Here is a 15194-nt window from a genome sequence, read left to right as displayed (position 1 = left end):
CATAACAGCGAAAAAAAGAAGTCCGATCACCGGATCACTTCAGCGCCCAATGTGTTCTCGAAATGGCGGAGCGCCCACTCATGGCCGGCCGGATCGAAGCTTGCGACACCCGGCTCGTGGACCACGATTTTGTAGCCGCGGTTATACGCATCCGCTGCCGTATGCAGAATGCAGATGTCCGTGCAGACACCCGTCAAATGCACTTCCTCGATACCGCGGGCCCGGAGCCAGACGTCCAGTTCAGTGCCGGCAAATGCGCTGTACCGCGTTTTGTCCATCCAATGGACCGACTTTTTGTTTTCTTCATATATTACTTTCAGCGAACCGAAAAGATCCCGTCCCGGCGTATCCCGCAAATTATGGGGAGGGAACAGCCTGGACTCCGGATGGTACGGATCATCCTTTTCATGGACATCGACAGCAAAGACGACCGCATCCTTCCTGCGGATGAACTCCTCCGTCAGGCGCACGATATAGTCCTCCAATGCTATCCCGGGCGCACCGCACGTAAGCGCGCCGTCCTTCGCTACAAAATCCACCGTGTAATCAATCACCAGCAGGGCTTTTTTCAACCCGACCACTCCTTTTCTCTGTCATCCCCTCTATTATGCACATAACCCGCCCGCAGGTCATCTCGTAATCAGAAAACTCGGCGTATCATCTATTCTTATGGATTACTATAAATTTAATGTAATTTACTTATAGACTTTGCTGTTATATGATGGAGTAGAGAAAAGACGCTTACTTTCAAGCCTTTTCAGTACGTAAAGGAGGAATTCAGCAATGACAAAGAGCAATTTCCACAATAGCCGCTCGTCATTCGACCTGAACGGTAAGACATACAACTATTACCGTCTCAGCGCATTGGAAGACGCAGGCATTGCAAAAGTCTCAAGACTGCCTTACTCGATCAAAGTACTGTTAGAATCCGTCCTTCGCCAGCATGACGGATATGTCATCCAAGACAACCACGTAAACAACTTGGCAAAATGGGGCAAGGACGCAGACGCGGATGCAGAAGTGCCATTCAAGCCGTCACGCGTCATCCTTCAGGACTTCACCGGCGTACCGGTCGTCGTCGACCTCGCATCGCTCCGTTCCGCAATGGCATCCATGGGCGGAAACCCGGACAAGATCAATCCTGAAATCCCTGTGGACCTCGTCATCGACCACTCTGTGCAAGTCGACAGCTACGGCACGCATGACGCTCTCCAGAAAAACATGGAGCTCGAGTTCGAACGGAACGCAGAGCGCTACCAGTTCCTGAGCTGGGCACAGAAAGCCTACGATAACTATCGCGCAGTTCCGCCTGCAACCGGTATCGTCCACCAAGTGAACTTGGAATACTTGGCAAGCGTCGTCCATGCAATCGAGAACGAAGACGGCACATTCGAAGCCTACCCGGATACATTGGTCGGAACGGACTCCCATACGACAATGATCAACGGTATCGGCGTCCTCGGATGGGGAGTCGGCGGTATCGAAGCGGAAGCCGGCATGCTCGGACAGCCTTCATACTTCCCGATCCCGCAAGTCATCGGCGTGAAGCTCGTCGGCGAACTGCCGAACGGCACGACAGCGACCGACCTTGCATTGAAAGTGACGCAGACACTCCGTGCACACGGCGTGGTCGGCAAATTCGTCGAGTTCTTCGGACCGGGCGTTTCCCATCTGCCGCTCGCAGACCGGGCAACGATTGCCAACATGGCGCCTGAATACGGCGCAACATGCGGCTTCTTCCCAGTCGACGAAGAATCCCTCAATTACATGAAACTGACAGGCCGCGATGAGAAACATATCGATGTCGTGAAAAAGTACCTGCAGGAAAACGACATGTTCTTCTCGCCGGACAAAGAAGATCCGATCTACACAGAGTGCATCGAAATCGACCTGTCGAAAGTGGAAGCGAACCTTGCAGGCCCGAAACGCCCGCAGGACATGATTCCATTGTCAGACATGAAGCGCGAATTCAACGATGCGGTCGTCGCACCGGAAGGCAACCAAGGATTCGGTCTCACACCGAAAGAATTCAAGAAACACGGTACAGTCGAATTCTCGAACGGCACATCGATCGAGATGAAGACAGGCGATCTCGCCATCGCAGCAATCACGTCTTGTACGAACACGTCGAACCCATACGTCATGCTCGGCGCAGGACTCGTCGCGAAAAAAGCTGTCGAACTCGGTCTGACACCGCCAGCATACGTCAAGACATCCCTCGCACCGGGATCGAAAGTCGTCACAGGCTACCTGGAAGAATCCGGTCTCGACAAATACCTTGACCAAATTGGTTTCAATACGGTCGGTTACGGCTGTACGACATGTATCGGGAACTCCGGTCCGCTTCTTCCGGAAATCGAGAAGACGATCATCGACAACGACCTGCTCGTTTCGTCCGTCCTCTCAGGAAACCGGAACTTCGAAGGCCGTATTCACCCGCTCGTCAAAGCCAACTACTTGGCATCACCGCCATTGGTCGTAGCTTACGCACTTGCCGGCACTGTTGACATCAACTTCGACAAAGAGCCGATCGGCAAAGGTAAAGACGGCAAGGATGTCTACTTCAAGGATATCTGGCCATCGACTGAAGAAGTGAAGGCGATGATCGAGAAGACGGTCACACCTGAACTCTTCCGTAAAGAGTACGCCCGCGTGTTCACCGAAAACGAAGCGTGGAACGCAATCGAAACGACAGACGATTCCCTGTATGATTTCGATGAAAACTCGACATACATCCAGAACCCGCCGTTCTTTGAGGGCCTCTCCAAAGAACCACAGGACATCAGCGCACTGAAAGACCTGCGCGTAGTCGGCAAATTCGGCGATTCGATCACGACGGACCACATTTCACCGGCCGGCGCGATCGGAAAAGACACACCTGCAGGCCTGTACTTGCGCGAACACGGCGTCGAGCCGCGTTACTTCAACTCGTACGGTTCCCGCCGAGGAAACCACGAAGTCATGATGCGCGGTACGTTTGCGAACATCCGCATCCGGAACCAGATCGCAAAAGGAACAGAAGGCGGCTATACGACGTACTGGCCGAACAAGGAAATCATGCCGATCTATGACGCTGCCATGAAATATCAGGCAGACGGAACCGGCCTTGCCATCATTGCCGGCAAAGACTACGGTATGGGTTCTTCCCGTGACTGGGCTGCCAAAGGGACATCCCTCCTCGGCATTAAAACAGTCATCGCGGAAAGCTACGAGCGGATCCACCGTTCAAACCTTGTCATGATGGGTGTGCTTCCACTCCAGTTCATCAACGGACAGAGTGCCGCGACTCTCGGCCTGACAGGCGAAGAAGCGATCAGTGTCGACATCGCAGAAGGCGTCAAGCCGCGCGACATTCTGAAAGTGACTGCGACAGCTGCTGACGGCACGGTCACTGAATTCGAAGCGCTCGCACGTTTCGACTCCGAAGTGGAAATCGATTACTACCGCCACGGCGGCATCCTGCAAATGGTGCTCCGTGACAAAATGAAAGGCTGATCCAAGCCTCGCCCTCTCCCTGGAATATCTCAGGGAGGGGGTTTTTTTGAATCGTTCACCCTGCAATTCCGGACAGGGTTTTGTATACTTGTTCAGAAGAAGAGGTGAGTGGACATGTACGTCAGTGAAAAGGAAATTGAAATCCGCTATGCGGAAACCGATCAGATGGGCGTTGTCTATCATGCGAACTATCTGATCTGGATGGAAATCGGCCGTACGAAGCTGATTGAAGACCTCGACTTCAATTATGCCGGTCTCGAGGCGGACGGCTACCTGTCGCCGGTGACTGACCTGTCAATCCGATACAAAGCGGCGATGCGCTACGGAGAGATGGCGACGGTCCGCACGTGGATCGAATCCCACGGCAAACTGCGCACGACTTACGGCTATGAAATCCTGCACGCAGACGGCACCGTGGCGGCAACAGCCGTGTCGGAGCATGTCGTCGTGAAGAAAGACAATTTCCGCCCCGTTTCGCTGCGCAAGATCGCGCCGGAGTGGGATGCGAAATATGCCGAACTCGCAAAAACAGTCGACTGAACACGAAAAAACCAGGCATCCCGGGATGCCTGGTTTTTATGTGGGGAAGGGGCCTATTAATCGCTGGGGTGCTCATAAAAAGCGGAAAGCGCTCATAAAAAGCTGAAAACGCTCATAAACCGCGGAAACCGCTCATAAAACCTGGAAAGCGCTCATAAAACGCGGAAACCGCTCATAAATCCTGGAAAGCGCTCATAAATCCCAGAAACCGCTCATAACCCCCGCATTGCCCCGAGCAAAAGAGGAATGGTCAAGCCCACTTCTTGCGCCGCAGGGTCACTATGACAGCAGAGCGTGCAGCAAACAGAAAAAGCAGCCGCCGGAAGTTTGGCAGGCTGCTGAAAAACGCAGGACAAGAACATATGTACGCATCTGTAGTTTATGATATAATGATAGGTGCATAGAAAGAAGCATCAGCTCAATAGGCGGTTCGCATACCTGCAATCCTGCAGCCTGATCCAGGCGAGGGAGGAGGTGATGCGTATGACACCATATGAAGCATTCAGTCTGATGATCGGCTTTGGCAGCCTGATCACGGCCATCCTTGCTTTGTCATATACTTTTTCAAGAAAAAAGTAAACCGCCCTTGAGCCGACAAGCATAGGAGCGGTTTACTCGGCACTATGCGAACGCCTTTGAAGCGAACGCTTTTTCTATTGCAGGGCCGGGAAGATCACCACATCTTCCTGGTCCTTTTTACAGTATCCATATTTCATCGCAAGTATACCAAAAGTGAAATGGTCTGTCTAGTGCTGCGGCCTGCCGGCGAGGTCTCCCGCGGCCGCTCCGACCCTGCAGCACGGCCGCGCCGATTTACGGCCGGACATAGCCGAACTGCAGTTCAGACCGGTCGCTGTCCACACTGACAGACAGATCGTGCCCGTCGAAATACCACAAGTCCCGGGCTTCGACGTAATACCGGACACCGTTCACCATCGTCTCCGCAGCCGCTTCGTCGGGCTGCTCTTTCGTCACCCCGAGGGAGAAGCCTTCGTGCAGCGGACTGCTGCCGCCGTAACGCGCGAAAAACCGGATGGCGTCACCGTGTTCCGCGTCCATTTCCTCGCCGAACCAGTCCGCAGCCTTCTGTGAAATGAGTATCTTCATCCAGGATAACCACCTTTCTCGTAAAACCGCAATTGTCTTACAGCCACTTCACTTTCGGCTCGGTACCGGCCTTGATGCGCGCGATATTGGCGCGGTGGCGGTAGAAAATGAACCCGCCCATCAGAGCGATGACCAGTACGAGGGAAAAATCCCCGGTGAGCAGGTAGTACACAAATCCGTAGAGGGTGCCTAAGACTGCCACGATCATGGAGCTGAGGGAGACCATCTTCGTCAGCTTCAGCGCAAGCAGGAATGTCAGGATGACGAGGAGGAACACCGGCCAGCTGTAGCCGAGCAGAACGCCGCCTGACGTTGCGACCGCTTTCCCGCCTTTGAATCTCGCGAACACGGGAAACATGTGGCCGATGACCGCCGCCACACCGACAAGCAGCGGATGGACGGGCGTTCCGGCAAAAACAGGGAGCGAGACGAGAAGCACCGCAGCGGTCCCTTTCAGGATATCGAACACGGTCACGAAGATGCCGGCTTTCTTGCCGAGCACACGGAAGGTGTTCGTTGCACCCATATTGCCGCTGCCGTGCTCCCGGATGTCCGTCTTGTAGAACAGCTTCCCGATCCAGAGGGCGGACGGAAGAGAGCCGATCACATATGCTAATAATAGTAGAATAACTGTATCCATAAAAAGCCCCTTCGAAAGAAAGTTATCGGTCTCTCCCAGTTTAGCAGAACGGCGGCCGGGCGACAATCGCCGTATCGGCAGACACGCCGAGCATTGCATAATAGAGGGTTCTTCTATACAATTATTTAAGCATACCGCCGGCGTGCCGTGTTGACACGGGATATCGGGCGGCGTATCATTATCTAAATAAGAACATTTGTTTGATGGGGGTTTCATCTTGACGAAACAACAAGATTTGAATGTATACAACGACGATTCCATCCAAGTGCTCGAAGGCTTGGAAGCTGTCCGCAAGCGGCCCGGCATGTATATCGGTTCCACAGACGGCCGGGGCCTGCACCATCTCGTCTTCGAAATCGTCGACAATGCGGTCGATGAAGCCCTGAGCGGCTACGGGACGGAAATTGACGTGACAATCCATAAAGACAACAGCATCAGCGTACGGGACTTCGGGCGCGGCATGCCGACCGGCACCCACAAGACGGGAAGACCGACGACGGAAATCATCTTGACTGTCTTGCATGCCGGCGGTAAGTTTGGCCAGGGCGGCTACAAAACGAGCGGAGGCCTGCATGGTGTCGGGGCTTCCGTCGTCAACGCGCTGTCCGAGTGGCTCGAAGTGACGATCCACCGCGACGGCAAAATCTTCCGCCAGAAGTTCGAGAATGGCGGCAAGCCGGCAACCGGTCTGGAAGTGATCGGCAAAGCGAAAGATACCGGGACGACCATCCATTTCAAACCGGATCCGTCGATCTTCTCGGTGACCAAATACCAATACGACATTCTGGCTGAACGGCTTCGGGAATCCGCGTTCCTCCTGAAAGGGCTGAAGATCACCCTGACCGAAGAGAGCACGGAAAAGACTGAGACGTTCCATTACGAAACGGGCATCAAAGCGTTCGTCGCCTATCTGAACGAAGAGAAGGACACACTGCATGACGTCGCCTACCTCGAAGGGGAAGCGGACGGCATCGAAGTCGAATTCGCCTTCCAGTTCAACGACGGATACTCGGAAACGATCCTGTCGTTCGTCAATAACGTCCGCACGAAAGACGGCGGGACCCACGAAACCGGTGCCAAGACGGCGATGACCCGTGTGTTCAACGAATACGCCCGCCGTACGGGTCTGCTGAAGGAAAAGGATAAGAACCTGGATGGCGCCGATATCCGCGAAGGGATTGCCGCCATCGTTTCTGTGCGCATTCCCGAAGAGATCCTGCAGTTCGAAGGGCAGACGAAAGGGAAGCTCGGCACAAGCGAGGCCCGGACGGTCACGGATGCGGTCATTTCGCAGCACTTGCTCTACTTCCTCGAAGAAAATGCGGAACTGAGCGCCAACCTGATCCGGAAGGCCGTGCGTGCCCACCAGGCGCGGGAGGCGGCCCGGAAAGCGCGGGAAGATGCACGCTCCGGCAAGAAGCGGAAGAAAGGCGATACCCTTCTCTCCGGCAAACTGACGCCGGCCCAGTCGAAGAACGCCGCGAAGAACGAACTGTACCTCGTGGAAGGTGATTCTGCCGGCGGCTCTGCCAAGCAGGGACGCGACCGGACTTTCCAGGCGATCCTGCCTTTGCGCGGTAAGGTCATCAATACTGAAAAGGCGAAACTCGAAGATATCATGAAAAACGAGGAGATCAATACGATCATCCATACGATCGGCGCCGGCGTCGGGGCGGACTTCACGCTTGACGACGTCGCGTACGACAAAGTCATCATCATGACCGATGCCGATACGGACGGCGCGCACATCCAAGTGCTCCTGCTGACGTTCTTCTACCGGTATATGAAACCGCTGATTGAAGCGGGCAAAGTATATATTGCGCTGCCGCCGCTTTATAAAGTGTCGAAAGGGACAGGCAAAAAGGAGAAAGTCGAGTATGCCTGGACGGAGAAGGATCTGAATGCGGCCATCAAGAAAATCGGCAAAGGCTACATGCTTCAGCGCTACAAAGGTCTCGGTGAGATGAACGCAGGACAGCTGTGGGAGACGACGATGAACCCTGAATCCCGCACGCTGATCCGGGTGACGATCGAAGACGGGGCGCAGTCCGAGCGCCGGGTCACGACGCTGATGGGCGACAAAGTCGAACCGAGACGGCGCTGGATCGAACGCAATGTCGATTTCGGCCTGGAAGAGGGTACGACGATATTGGAGAACGAATTCCTGCATATGGAGGAGGAAGCTGAATGAGTGCAACTGAACGCTTTCAGGATCTTCCGTTAGAGGAAGTCATCGGCGACCGCTTTGGCCGCTACAGTAAATATATTATCCAGGACCGGGCCCTGCCCGACGCGCGCGATGGACTGAAACCGGTCCAGCGGCGCATTTTGTATGCGATGTATAACGAAGGGAATACGCACGAAAAGGCATTCCGTAAATCCGCGAAGACCGTCGGTAACGTCATCGGCAACTATCACCCGCACGGCGATTCGTCCGTCTATGAAGCGATGGTGCGGATGAGCCAGGACTGGAAGCTGCGGCACCTGATGATCGAAATGCACGGCAACAACGGTTCGGTCGACGGGGACTCGGCAGCTGCGATGCGGTATACCGAAGCCCGTCTGTCGAGTATCGCCGGGGAGATGCTGCGCGACCTGAACAAGGAGACCGTCGACTTCATCCCGAACTTCGATGATACCGAGCCGGAACCGACCGTCCTGCCTGCCCGTTTCCCGAACCTGCTCGTCAACGGCTCGACCGGGATCTCCGCCGGATATGCAACCGACATTCCGCCGCATGCGCTCCACGAAGCAATTGACGCGGTCCTCATGCGGATGGACAACCCGGAAGCGACCGTCGACGAACTGATGACCGTCCTGAAAGGGCCCGATTTCCCGACGGGCGGCACCATCCAGGGGACCGACGGCATCAAAGCGGCATACGAAACCGGCAAAGGACGCATCATCGTGCGCTCGAAGACGGAGATCGAACCGCTGAAAGCCGGAAAATCCCAGATTGTCATCAGTGAAATCCCGTACGACGTCAACAAAGCGAACCTCGTCAAGAAGATGGATGAACTGCGCGTTGACCGGAAACTGGACGGCATCGCAGAAGTACGCGATGAATCCGACCGTTCCGGACTGCGCATCGTCGTCGAATTGAAAAAGGACATACCGGGAGAACCGATCCTGCGCTACATGCTGAAAAACACCGACCTGCAAGTCGCCTACAACTTCAACATGGTCGCAATCGCAGACAGACGGCCGAAACTCATGTCGCTGCCGATGCTGCTCGACGCCTACATCGAACACCAGAAAGACGTCGTCACCCGCCGCTCGCGCTATGATGTGCAAAAGGCGAAGGACCGGCTCCATATCGTCGATGGGCTGATCAAAGCACTGTCCATCTTGGATGAAGTCATTAAGACGATCCGGGGATCGAACGACAAACGCGACGCGAAGAACAACCTGATCGAACGCTTCAAGTTCTCGGAAATCCAGGCGGAAGCGATCGTTTCGCTCCAGCTCTACCGTCTTACAAACACTGATATTACGGAACTTAAAAAAGAGGAAGAGGAGCTGCGGAAGCTCATCGAAGAGCTGACGGCCATCCTGACGAGTCCGAAAAAGCTCGCTCGCGTCATCCAGAAGGAACTGCTCGCCATACGGAAGCAGTTCGCGGAACCACGCAACTCCGTCATCGAGGAGAAGATCGAGGAACTGAAAGTCGATCTTGATATCCTCATCCCGAGCGAGGAAGTCGTTGTATCCGTGACTAAGGAAGGTTATGTCAAACGGACGAGCATGCGGTCCTATGGCGCGTCGAACGGAGCCGGCATGGACATGAAAGAGTCCGATTACCCGCTCTTCGAGCAGACGATGAACACCCAGCACCACCTGCTGCTGTTCACCTCACTCGGCAATTACATCTACCAGCCCGTCCACGAACTGCCGGATATACGGTGGCGGGACCTCGGCCAGCACGTCTCGAGCATCGTCTCGCTTGAACCCGGCGAAAGCATTGTGTCGGCGGTCGGACTGGAAGCGTTCGACGATGTCCATTCCGTACTGACGATGACTGCGAACGGCTTCATCAAGCTGTCGAAGCTGGCAGACTACCAAGTGCAGCGTTTCGGTCGATCCTATAAGGCGATGAACGTCAAAAAAGGCGACCGGCTAATCGATGCCCGTATCGTTAAAGGCAGCGAAGATGTGCTGCTCGTGACGCATCAGGCATACATCCTCCGGTTCCCGCTGAGTGAAATCAGCACGACAGGCGTCCGGACTGCAGGCGTTAAAGGGATCAACTTGAAGACCGACGACTATGTCATTTCGATGGACGTCATCACGGACAGTTCCGCCTCGGTGATCGTCGCAACACAGCGGGGGACGGTCAAACGGACCTCATTGAAGGAAATCGAGATTGGCGGACGCGCCCAGCGCGGCCTCATGATCCTGAAAGAATTGAAGAAGAATCCATACCGGGTGGCGGGCGCCAAGCTGACAGGCCCTGAAGAAACGCTTGTCCTGGCCACCGACAAAGGCGTGCGCATCGAGCTCACGCCGAAAGAAATCCGCCTTTCCGACCGGACATCGAACGGCAGTTCCGTCTCCGACGAAACGAAGAACGGCAAGGCGGTCCGGCTCTATTACGAACCGAAAGCCAGAACGGATAAGCACGATTCCAAGTAGAATAGAAAAAGCACACGAAATGTTGCAAAATTTTCGTGTGCTTTTTTCTTTGTTTATCGTATACTAGTTCGAGAAGCGAATTATTCGGATGAAGAAAGAGGGAACACGATGCTTTGGAAAAACCGTAATGTATGGATCATATTATCCGGAGAACTGATCGCCGGAATTGGGCTCTGGACCGGTATCATCGGCAACTTGGAGTTCATGCAGGAAAGGATCCCTTCGGACTTTGTCAAAGCACTGATCCTGTCCGTCGGGCTGCTCGCAGGGATAATCGCAGGACCGCTTGCCGGCCGGATCATCGATCAGCAGTCGAAGAAGCGGATTCTCGTAGTGGCAGGGGCAGGGCGCCTCGTCAGTGTCGTATTCATGCTCATCGCCATCGCAACAGGTTCCGTCTGGTGGATGATCGCGTTCGTCGTGAGCATCCAGCTCGCAGCGACATTCTATTTCCCTGCACTGCAGGCCGCCATTCCGCTCGTCGTGAAGGAAGGGGAACTGCTGACGATGAACGGGCTGCACATGAATGTCGCGACGATCGCGCGCGTCGCAGGAACTGCGCTCGCCGGTATGATTCTGGTCTACTGGTCGCTTTCGTCGCTTTACTGGATCTCGATCGCTGCGTATGCCGTACTGCTCGTCTTCACGTGGATGCTGCAGATCGACGAAGGGGAGGGGAGTGCGCCCGCTGCAGCCGGTGTCCCGGAAAAGAGCGGCTTCATGGATATGTTCCCGGTATTGAAAGCCTATCCCGCAGTCGGTATGACGCTGATCATGACGCTCATTCCGCTGCTGTTCCTCGGCGCATTCAACCTGATCGTCATCAATATCAGCGAAATCCAGCAGTCCGCGTCCATCAAAGGACTCATCTACACGTGTGAAGGCGTCGCATTCATGATCGGATCGTTCGCCGTGAAACGGATCGCCGTCAAATGGCGTACGGCTGCTATTTTATTCTTCTTTGCCGGTATGGTGGGGATGGCTGAGTTCCTGCTGTATTTCACAGAAAGTCAATTTCTTGTCCTCGCGTCGTTTACGCTGCTCGGTTTCAGCTTAGGCTGTTTTTTCCCGACGGCGATGGTCATTTTCCAGAAACAGATGCCGAAAGCGTATCATGGCCGGTTTTTCTCATTTCGCAACATGCTGGAGCGGGTCATGTTCCAAGTCGTGCTGCTGGCGACGGGGGCGTTCCTTGATATCGTCGGCATGCAAGTGATGGTGATGGTGTTCGGCATGATCAGCGTCGGGCTGACAGGCATGTTCTATGTTCAGATGAGACGGCGCAACATTTCACTCGAGGAGCCGGCAGCGGACGCAGATCCGATCGGTCCTGTGAAGCCGGCCGTGTAAAACGCCAGAAAACGGATTCCATTAGCGAAGTTTGAATCATATAAGCCATAAAAAAACCCGCGGAGCAGAAATTTTGCCGCGGGTTCATTTTTTCCGTTTCAGATGAAAATTGCTGTTTTATCTCACTATCCTAAGTATACTATTGAATGAAACGCAGCTTCCGATAATATATATTATGACGGGGGCGTCAAAATATCTTACCATTTATTCGATCCGATATCGGTATTGCCCTCTCTTCGCCCGCTCCGCATCGATGAATTGCGCACTGTACTCGATTACATCATTAATATACAGCTTATGCTCTTTTGCAATGGCCCGCACCCGCTCCAGCAATTCTGCATCATACGTCGTCTTATACTGGATCCGGTCTTTCGGCCGCATGTCTTTCGTGAAACCGATCGTTTCCTGCAGCAATAATTGCTTCAGGCCGTCTTCGAGCAAATAATTGACGAACTTTCCGTGTTCATCCGCAAGCTGTTTCAGTTCCTCCAATAATGCTGCGCTGAGTGACGTCCGGAATTTGACCCGCGTTTCGTCCGCGATCTGCCGCAGCTGTCCGTTTTGGTTGATCCACATGGAAATCCCTCCTGAATGACCGAACAACCGGCCGGAGATCGATCTCCGCCGGCTGTTCGCATCTCTGTTCGCATACGGTAAAAACAGCACTTTTCCAATCAAAACTGCTTTTTGAATACATAACTCACTTTGCGGTAGTCCATTTTCTCTTCATAGAAACGGTGCGCATCGGTCCGCTGGATGCCTGAAGACAGTGCGATCGACTCGTAATGGTGCTCTTTGCTCCATTTTTCAACGTAGCTCAGCAGCTGTTCGCCATACCCGTGCGAGCGGGCGCTGTTATCAGTCACCAGGTCGCATACCCAGAGCGAGCGGCCGTAATAGAGCGTGATCATCGGCTTGAAACCGATCAGCGCCTTCAGGACGCCGTTATCGCGGAGGCCGAGCAGCTGGTAGCGCTCTTTCGCTTCCGATTCGTACACCAGTTCCAAGTACTCTTTTTCGTCAAGATGCGTGCGCAGCTGGCTCATGATTGGAAAGGCTTCCAGCAATTCCTCTTCCGTCTTGAGCGCTGCTATCGTCACGTGGCCCATCGGCTGTCCCCTCCATTTCCCGCGTGTCACTCTGCAGGGGTTTCTTCCATTGTTCCACGACTCTCTTCGACAATCAAGCCCTTTTTCAGCCGGAGCACCCGGTCGCCGAGCTTTTCAGCTTCTGACTTGCTGTGGGTCACAATCAGAAACGGGATCTGCCACAGATCATGCAGCCGGAGCAGTTCGTCCTGGCATTCCTCCCGCGTCTCCTCGTCGAGCGCAGACAGCGGTTCGTCGAGCAGCAGCAGTTCAGGCTCCGCAGCAAGAGCCCGTGCCAGTGCGACCCGCTGCTTTTCGCCGCCTGAAATCTGGTGCGGGTACTTGCCCAGCAAGTGGCCGATGCCGAGAACGCCGAGCAGCTGGCCGACAACGGGTCTCGCAGCCGCCAAGTGCGTTTTCGACACGCCATAGTAGATGTTGCGCTCGACTGTCATGTGCGGAAACAGCGCATAGTCCTGAAATAGGTAGCCGATATTGCGCGAACGTGCGGGCAGCGGTCTGCCTGAGCTGCCGCCGCTGTCGAAGAACGTCCTGCCGTTCAGCGCGATCGTCCCGCTGTCAGGGTGTGACAGACCGGCGACCGCCTGCAGAATCGACGTCTTCCCTGCCCCTGAAGCACCCGCCAGCACGATAATGTCATTTCCCGTTTCGAAAGCGACATCCAGTTCAAAATGCGCGAGCCGCTTTCGGATATCAACCTTCAGCATGATGCTTCACTCCTATCGTCTGTCGGCGGCAAAGCGCCTGAGATTCCGCCTGCTCCACCAATTGAGCCATAAAATGATGCTGAACCCGAGCGCGGTGATGATGACGACCCAGAACGACGCCTTCTCCATCTGCCCCGATTCCACGGCGAAGTAGATCGCCATCGGCATCGTATCGGTCTTACCCGGTATGTATCCTGCCAGCATGAGGGTGGCGCCGAACTCCCCGAGTCCTCTCGCGAAAGACAGAACGAGCCCTGCGAGCAGCCCCGGCCAGGCGAGCGGGAACGTCACCGTCCGGAAAACCCGCCACTCCGACGCTCCCATCGTGCGTGCCGCATCTTCCAGCTTCCCGTCCAAGTTCTCGAATGCCGCCGCCGCGCTCTGGTACATGAGCGGGAAACTGACGACGACGGAAGCAATGACGGCAGCTGTCCACGTGAAAACGATCTGGATATCGAACGTCTCAAGAAGCCAGCTGCCGATCCATCCCTTTTTCCCGAACACGATCAGCAATCCGAAACCGACGACTGTCGGCGGCAGTACGAGCGGCAGCAGAAAGAGCGATTCGAGCACCGATTTGCCGAAAAACTGCCGCTTCGCGAATAAATGCGCTAGAAATACACCAAGAACAAAGACGATCACAGTTGAAATAGCCGCCACTTTCGCCGACAGCAACAAAGGTTGAAGATCCATCCCGCTCACCTCCTGAACTGCTTACTTGAATCCATACTCCGCAAGCACGGCCTGTCCATCCTCACCGAGCAGCGCGTCGAAAAACTGCTGCGCTTCTTCCGGATGCTCCGCATTCGCCAGCACCGCACCCGGATAGACGATCGGCGCATGCCAGTCGGGATCGGCTTCCGCCACTGTCTTCACTTTATCAGAAATGAACGCATCACTCGAGTAGACGACACCGTATTCCGCGTTACCCATCTCCACCTGGGTCAGCACCTGCCGGACGTCCGATGCGAGCACTAGCTTGTCCTGCAAAGTTTGCCAAAGGTTCAAATGCTCGAACACTTCCTTCGTGTAGCGGCCGGCCGGAACACTCTCCGGCTCCCCGATGACGAGATGATCAATCGCCGAAGGGTCGATCTGTTCGAAGCTCGAGACCGTGTCCTGTTCATCTGCACCGGCGATCAGCACTAGCGCATTCTTCGTGAAATCCGTACGCGTACTGTCGTCGATAAGTCCTTTGTCCTCAAGCGTATCCATATCCTTTGCACTTGCGGACAGGAATAAATCGGCTGGTGCTCCGTTATCGATCATCGCCGCCAGTTTTCCGGAACCGCCGTACATGAAGGTAAGCTTCACATCCTCATGCTCCTTTTCATAGGCTTTCTTGTACTCATCGAGCGCATCCGTCAGGCTCGCCGCCGCAGAAATGTGCAGTTCGATCTTCCCCTTGCTGCTGTCTGCCGCCTCATTGTCCTTTTCCGTCGTCGTCCCTCCGCTGCAGCCGGCAAGCAGCAGGAAAGCTGCCGCCATCGTGCTTACCAATTTACCAGCTTGTCTCATCTTTATCTCCCCTTTTCTTATTTTAACTAGTTATCATTACTTATAACTAGTTATAACATAACCATACTTAAGATAGCTATATATAGTTAAACAATT

General features: G+C 54.6%; 14 protein-coding genes. 6 read left to right on the top strand and 8 right to left on the bottom strand.

Going from position 1 to position 15194, the window contains the following annotated elements; all coding sequences use genetic code 11:
- Window positions 1–26 precede the first annotated feature (26 nt).
- On the bottom strand, window positions 27–572 hold the full coding sequence (locus NFU03_RS03630) for a cysteine hydrolase family protein (protein WP_251636165.1): 546 nt from the start codon (window positions 570–572) through the stop codon (window positions 27–29).
- A 211-nt stretch (window positions 573–783) separates the two neighbouring features.
- Between NFU03_RS03630 and acnA the strand changes: the two genes are divergently transcribed.
- The 3 genes from acnA to NFU03_RS03615 all read left to right on the top strand — a co-directional run bounded on the left by acnA (window position 784) and on the right by NFU03_RS03615 (window position 4614).
- Window positions 784–3495, top strand: coding sequence for an aconitate hydratase AcnA (gene acnA / locus NFU03_RS03625; protein ID WP_251636163.1), 2712 nt, complete (start codon window positions 784–786; stop codon window positions 3493–3495).
- A gap of 114 nt (window positions 3496–3609) precedes the next feature.
- Window positions 3610–4035 carry an acyl-CoA thioesterase gene (locus NFU03_RS03620; RefSeq protein WP_251636162.1) on the top strand — a complete coding sequence of 142 codons (426 nt, stop codon included), beginning with the start codon at window positions 3610–3612 and terminating at the stop codon, window positions 4033–4035.
- A 483-nt stretch (window positions 4036–4518) separates the two neighbouring features.
- Window positions 4519–4614 carry a putative holin-like toxin gene (locus NFU03_RS03615; RefSeq protein WP_251636160.1) on the top strand — a complete coding sequence of 32 codons (96 nt, stop codon included), beginning with the start codon at window positions 4519–4521 and terminating at the stop codon, window positions 4612–4614.
- A 234-nt stretch (window positions 4615–4848) separates the two neighbouring features.
- On the opposite strand, the gene NFU03_RS03610 is transcribed toward NFU03_RS03615, so the two are convergent.
- Together NFU03_RS03610 and plsY are read right to left on the bottom strand one after the other, a co-directional pair.
- Window positions 4849–5142: a HesB/YadR/YfhF family protein gene (locus tag NFU03_RS03610; protein WP_251636159.1), complete on the bottom strand. Its 294-nt coding sequence runs from the start codon at window positions 5140–5142 to the stop codon at window positions 4849–4851.
- 37 nt (window positions 5143–5179) lie between these two features.
- Window positions 5180–5782 (bottom strand): glycerol-3-phosphate 1-O-acyltransferase PlsY, encoded by a 603-nt coding sequence (plsY, locus tag NFU03_RS03605; RefSeq protein WP_251636158.1) that lies wholly within the window; start codon window positions 5780–5782, stop codon window positions 5180–5182.
- Between the two features lie 217 nt (window positions 5783–5999).
- On the opposite strand from plsY, the gene parE reads away from it, so the two are divergent.
- From parE to NFU03_RS03590, 3 genes are all read left to right on the top strand, one after another.
- Window positions 6000–7973, top strand: a complete 1974-nt coding sequence (gene parE / locus NFU03_RS03600; RefSeq protein ID WP_251636157.1) for a DNA topoisomerase IV subunit B — start codon at window positions 6000–6002, stop codon at window positions 7971–7973.
- A complete protein-coding gene (gene parC, locus NFU03_RS03595) occupies window positions 7970–10414 on the top strand; it encodes a DNA topoisomerase IV subunit A (RefSeq protein WP_251636156.1) in 2445 nt (814 codons plus the stop codon). The genes parE and parC overlap by 4 nt, the downstream gene beginning before the upstream one ends.
- Before the next feature lie 108 nt (window positions 10415–10522).
- A complete protein-coding gene (locus NFU03_RS03590) occupies window positions 10523–11764 on the top strand; it encodes an MFS transporter (RefSeq protein WP_251636155.1) in 1242 nt (413 codons plus the stop codon).
- Between the two features lie 204 nt (window positions 11765–11968).
- On the opposite strand, the gene NFU03_RS03585 is transcribed toward NFU03_RS03590, so the two are convergent.
- From NFU03_RS03585 to modA, 5 genes are all read right to left on the bottom strand, one after another.
- The gene (locus NFU03_RS03585; RefSeq protein ID WP_251636154.1) at window positions 11969–12340 is read right to left on the bottom strand and encodes an rRNA methyltransferase; all 372 of its coding nucleotides are present in this window, start codon (window positions 12338–12340) and stop codon (window positions 11969–11971) included.
- 98 nt (window positions 12341–12438) lie between these two features.
- Window positions 12439–12873, bottom strand: coding sequence for a GNAT family N-acetyltransferase (locus NFU03_RS03580; protein WP_251636153.1), 435 nt, complete (start codon window positions 12871–12873; stop codon window positions 12439–12441).
- 26 nt (window positions 12874–12899) lie between these two features.
- A complete protein-coding gene (locus NFU03_RS03575) occupies window positions 12900–13580 on the bottom strand; it encodes an ATP-binding cassette domain-containing protein (RefSeq protein ID WP_251636152.1) in 681 nt (226 codons plus the stop codon).
- 12 nt (window positions 13581–13592) lie between these two features.
- Entirely contained in the window at window positions 13593–14273 is a 681-nt protein-coding gene (modB, locus tag NFU03_RS03570; protein ID WP_251636150.1) for a molybdate ABC transporter permease subunit, read from the bottom strand.
- A gap of 21 nt (window positions 14274–14294) precedes the next feature.
- A complete protein-coding gene (modA, locus tag NFU03_RS03565) occupies window positions 14295–15098 on the bottom strand; it encodes a molybdate ABC transporter substrate-binding protein (protein WP_251636148.1) in 804 nt (267 codons plus the stop codon).
- Window positions 15099–15194: the final 96 nt, after the last annotated feature.

Origin of the sequence: Sporosarcina sp. NCCP-2716, assembly GCF_023707985.1 — a bacterium.
Taxonomy (GTDB): Bacteria; Bacillota; Bacilli; order Bacillales_A; family Planococcaceae; genus Sporosarcina.
Note: the sequence above shows the minus strand (reverse complement) of the source record. Positions and strands in the feature narration are given on the sequence as shown.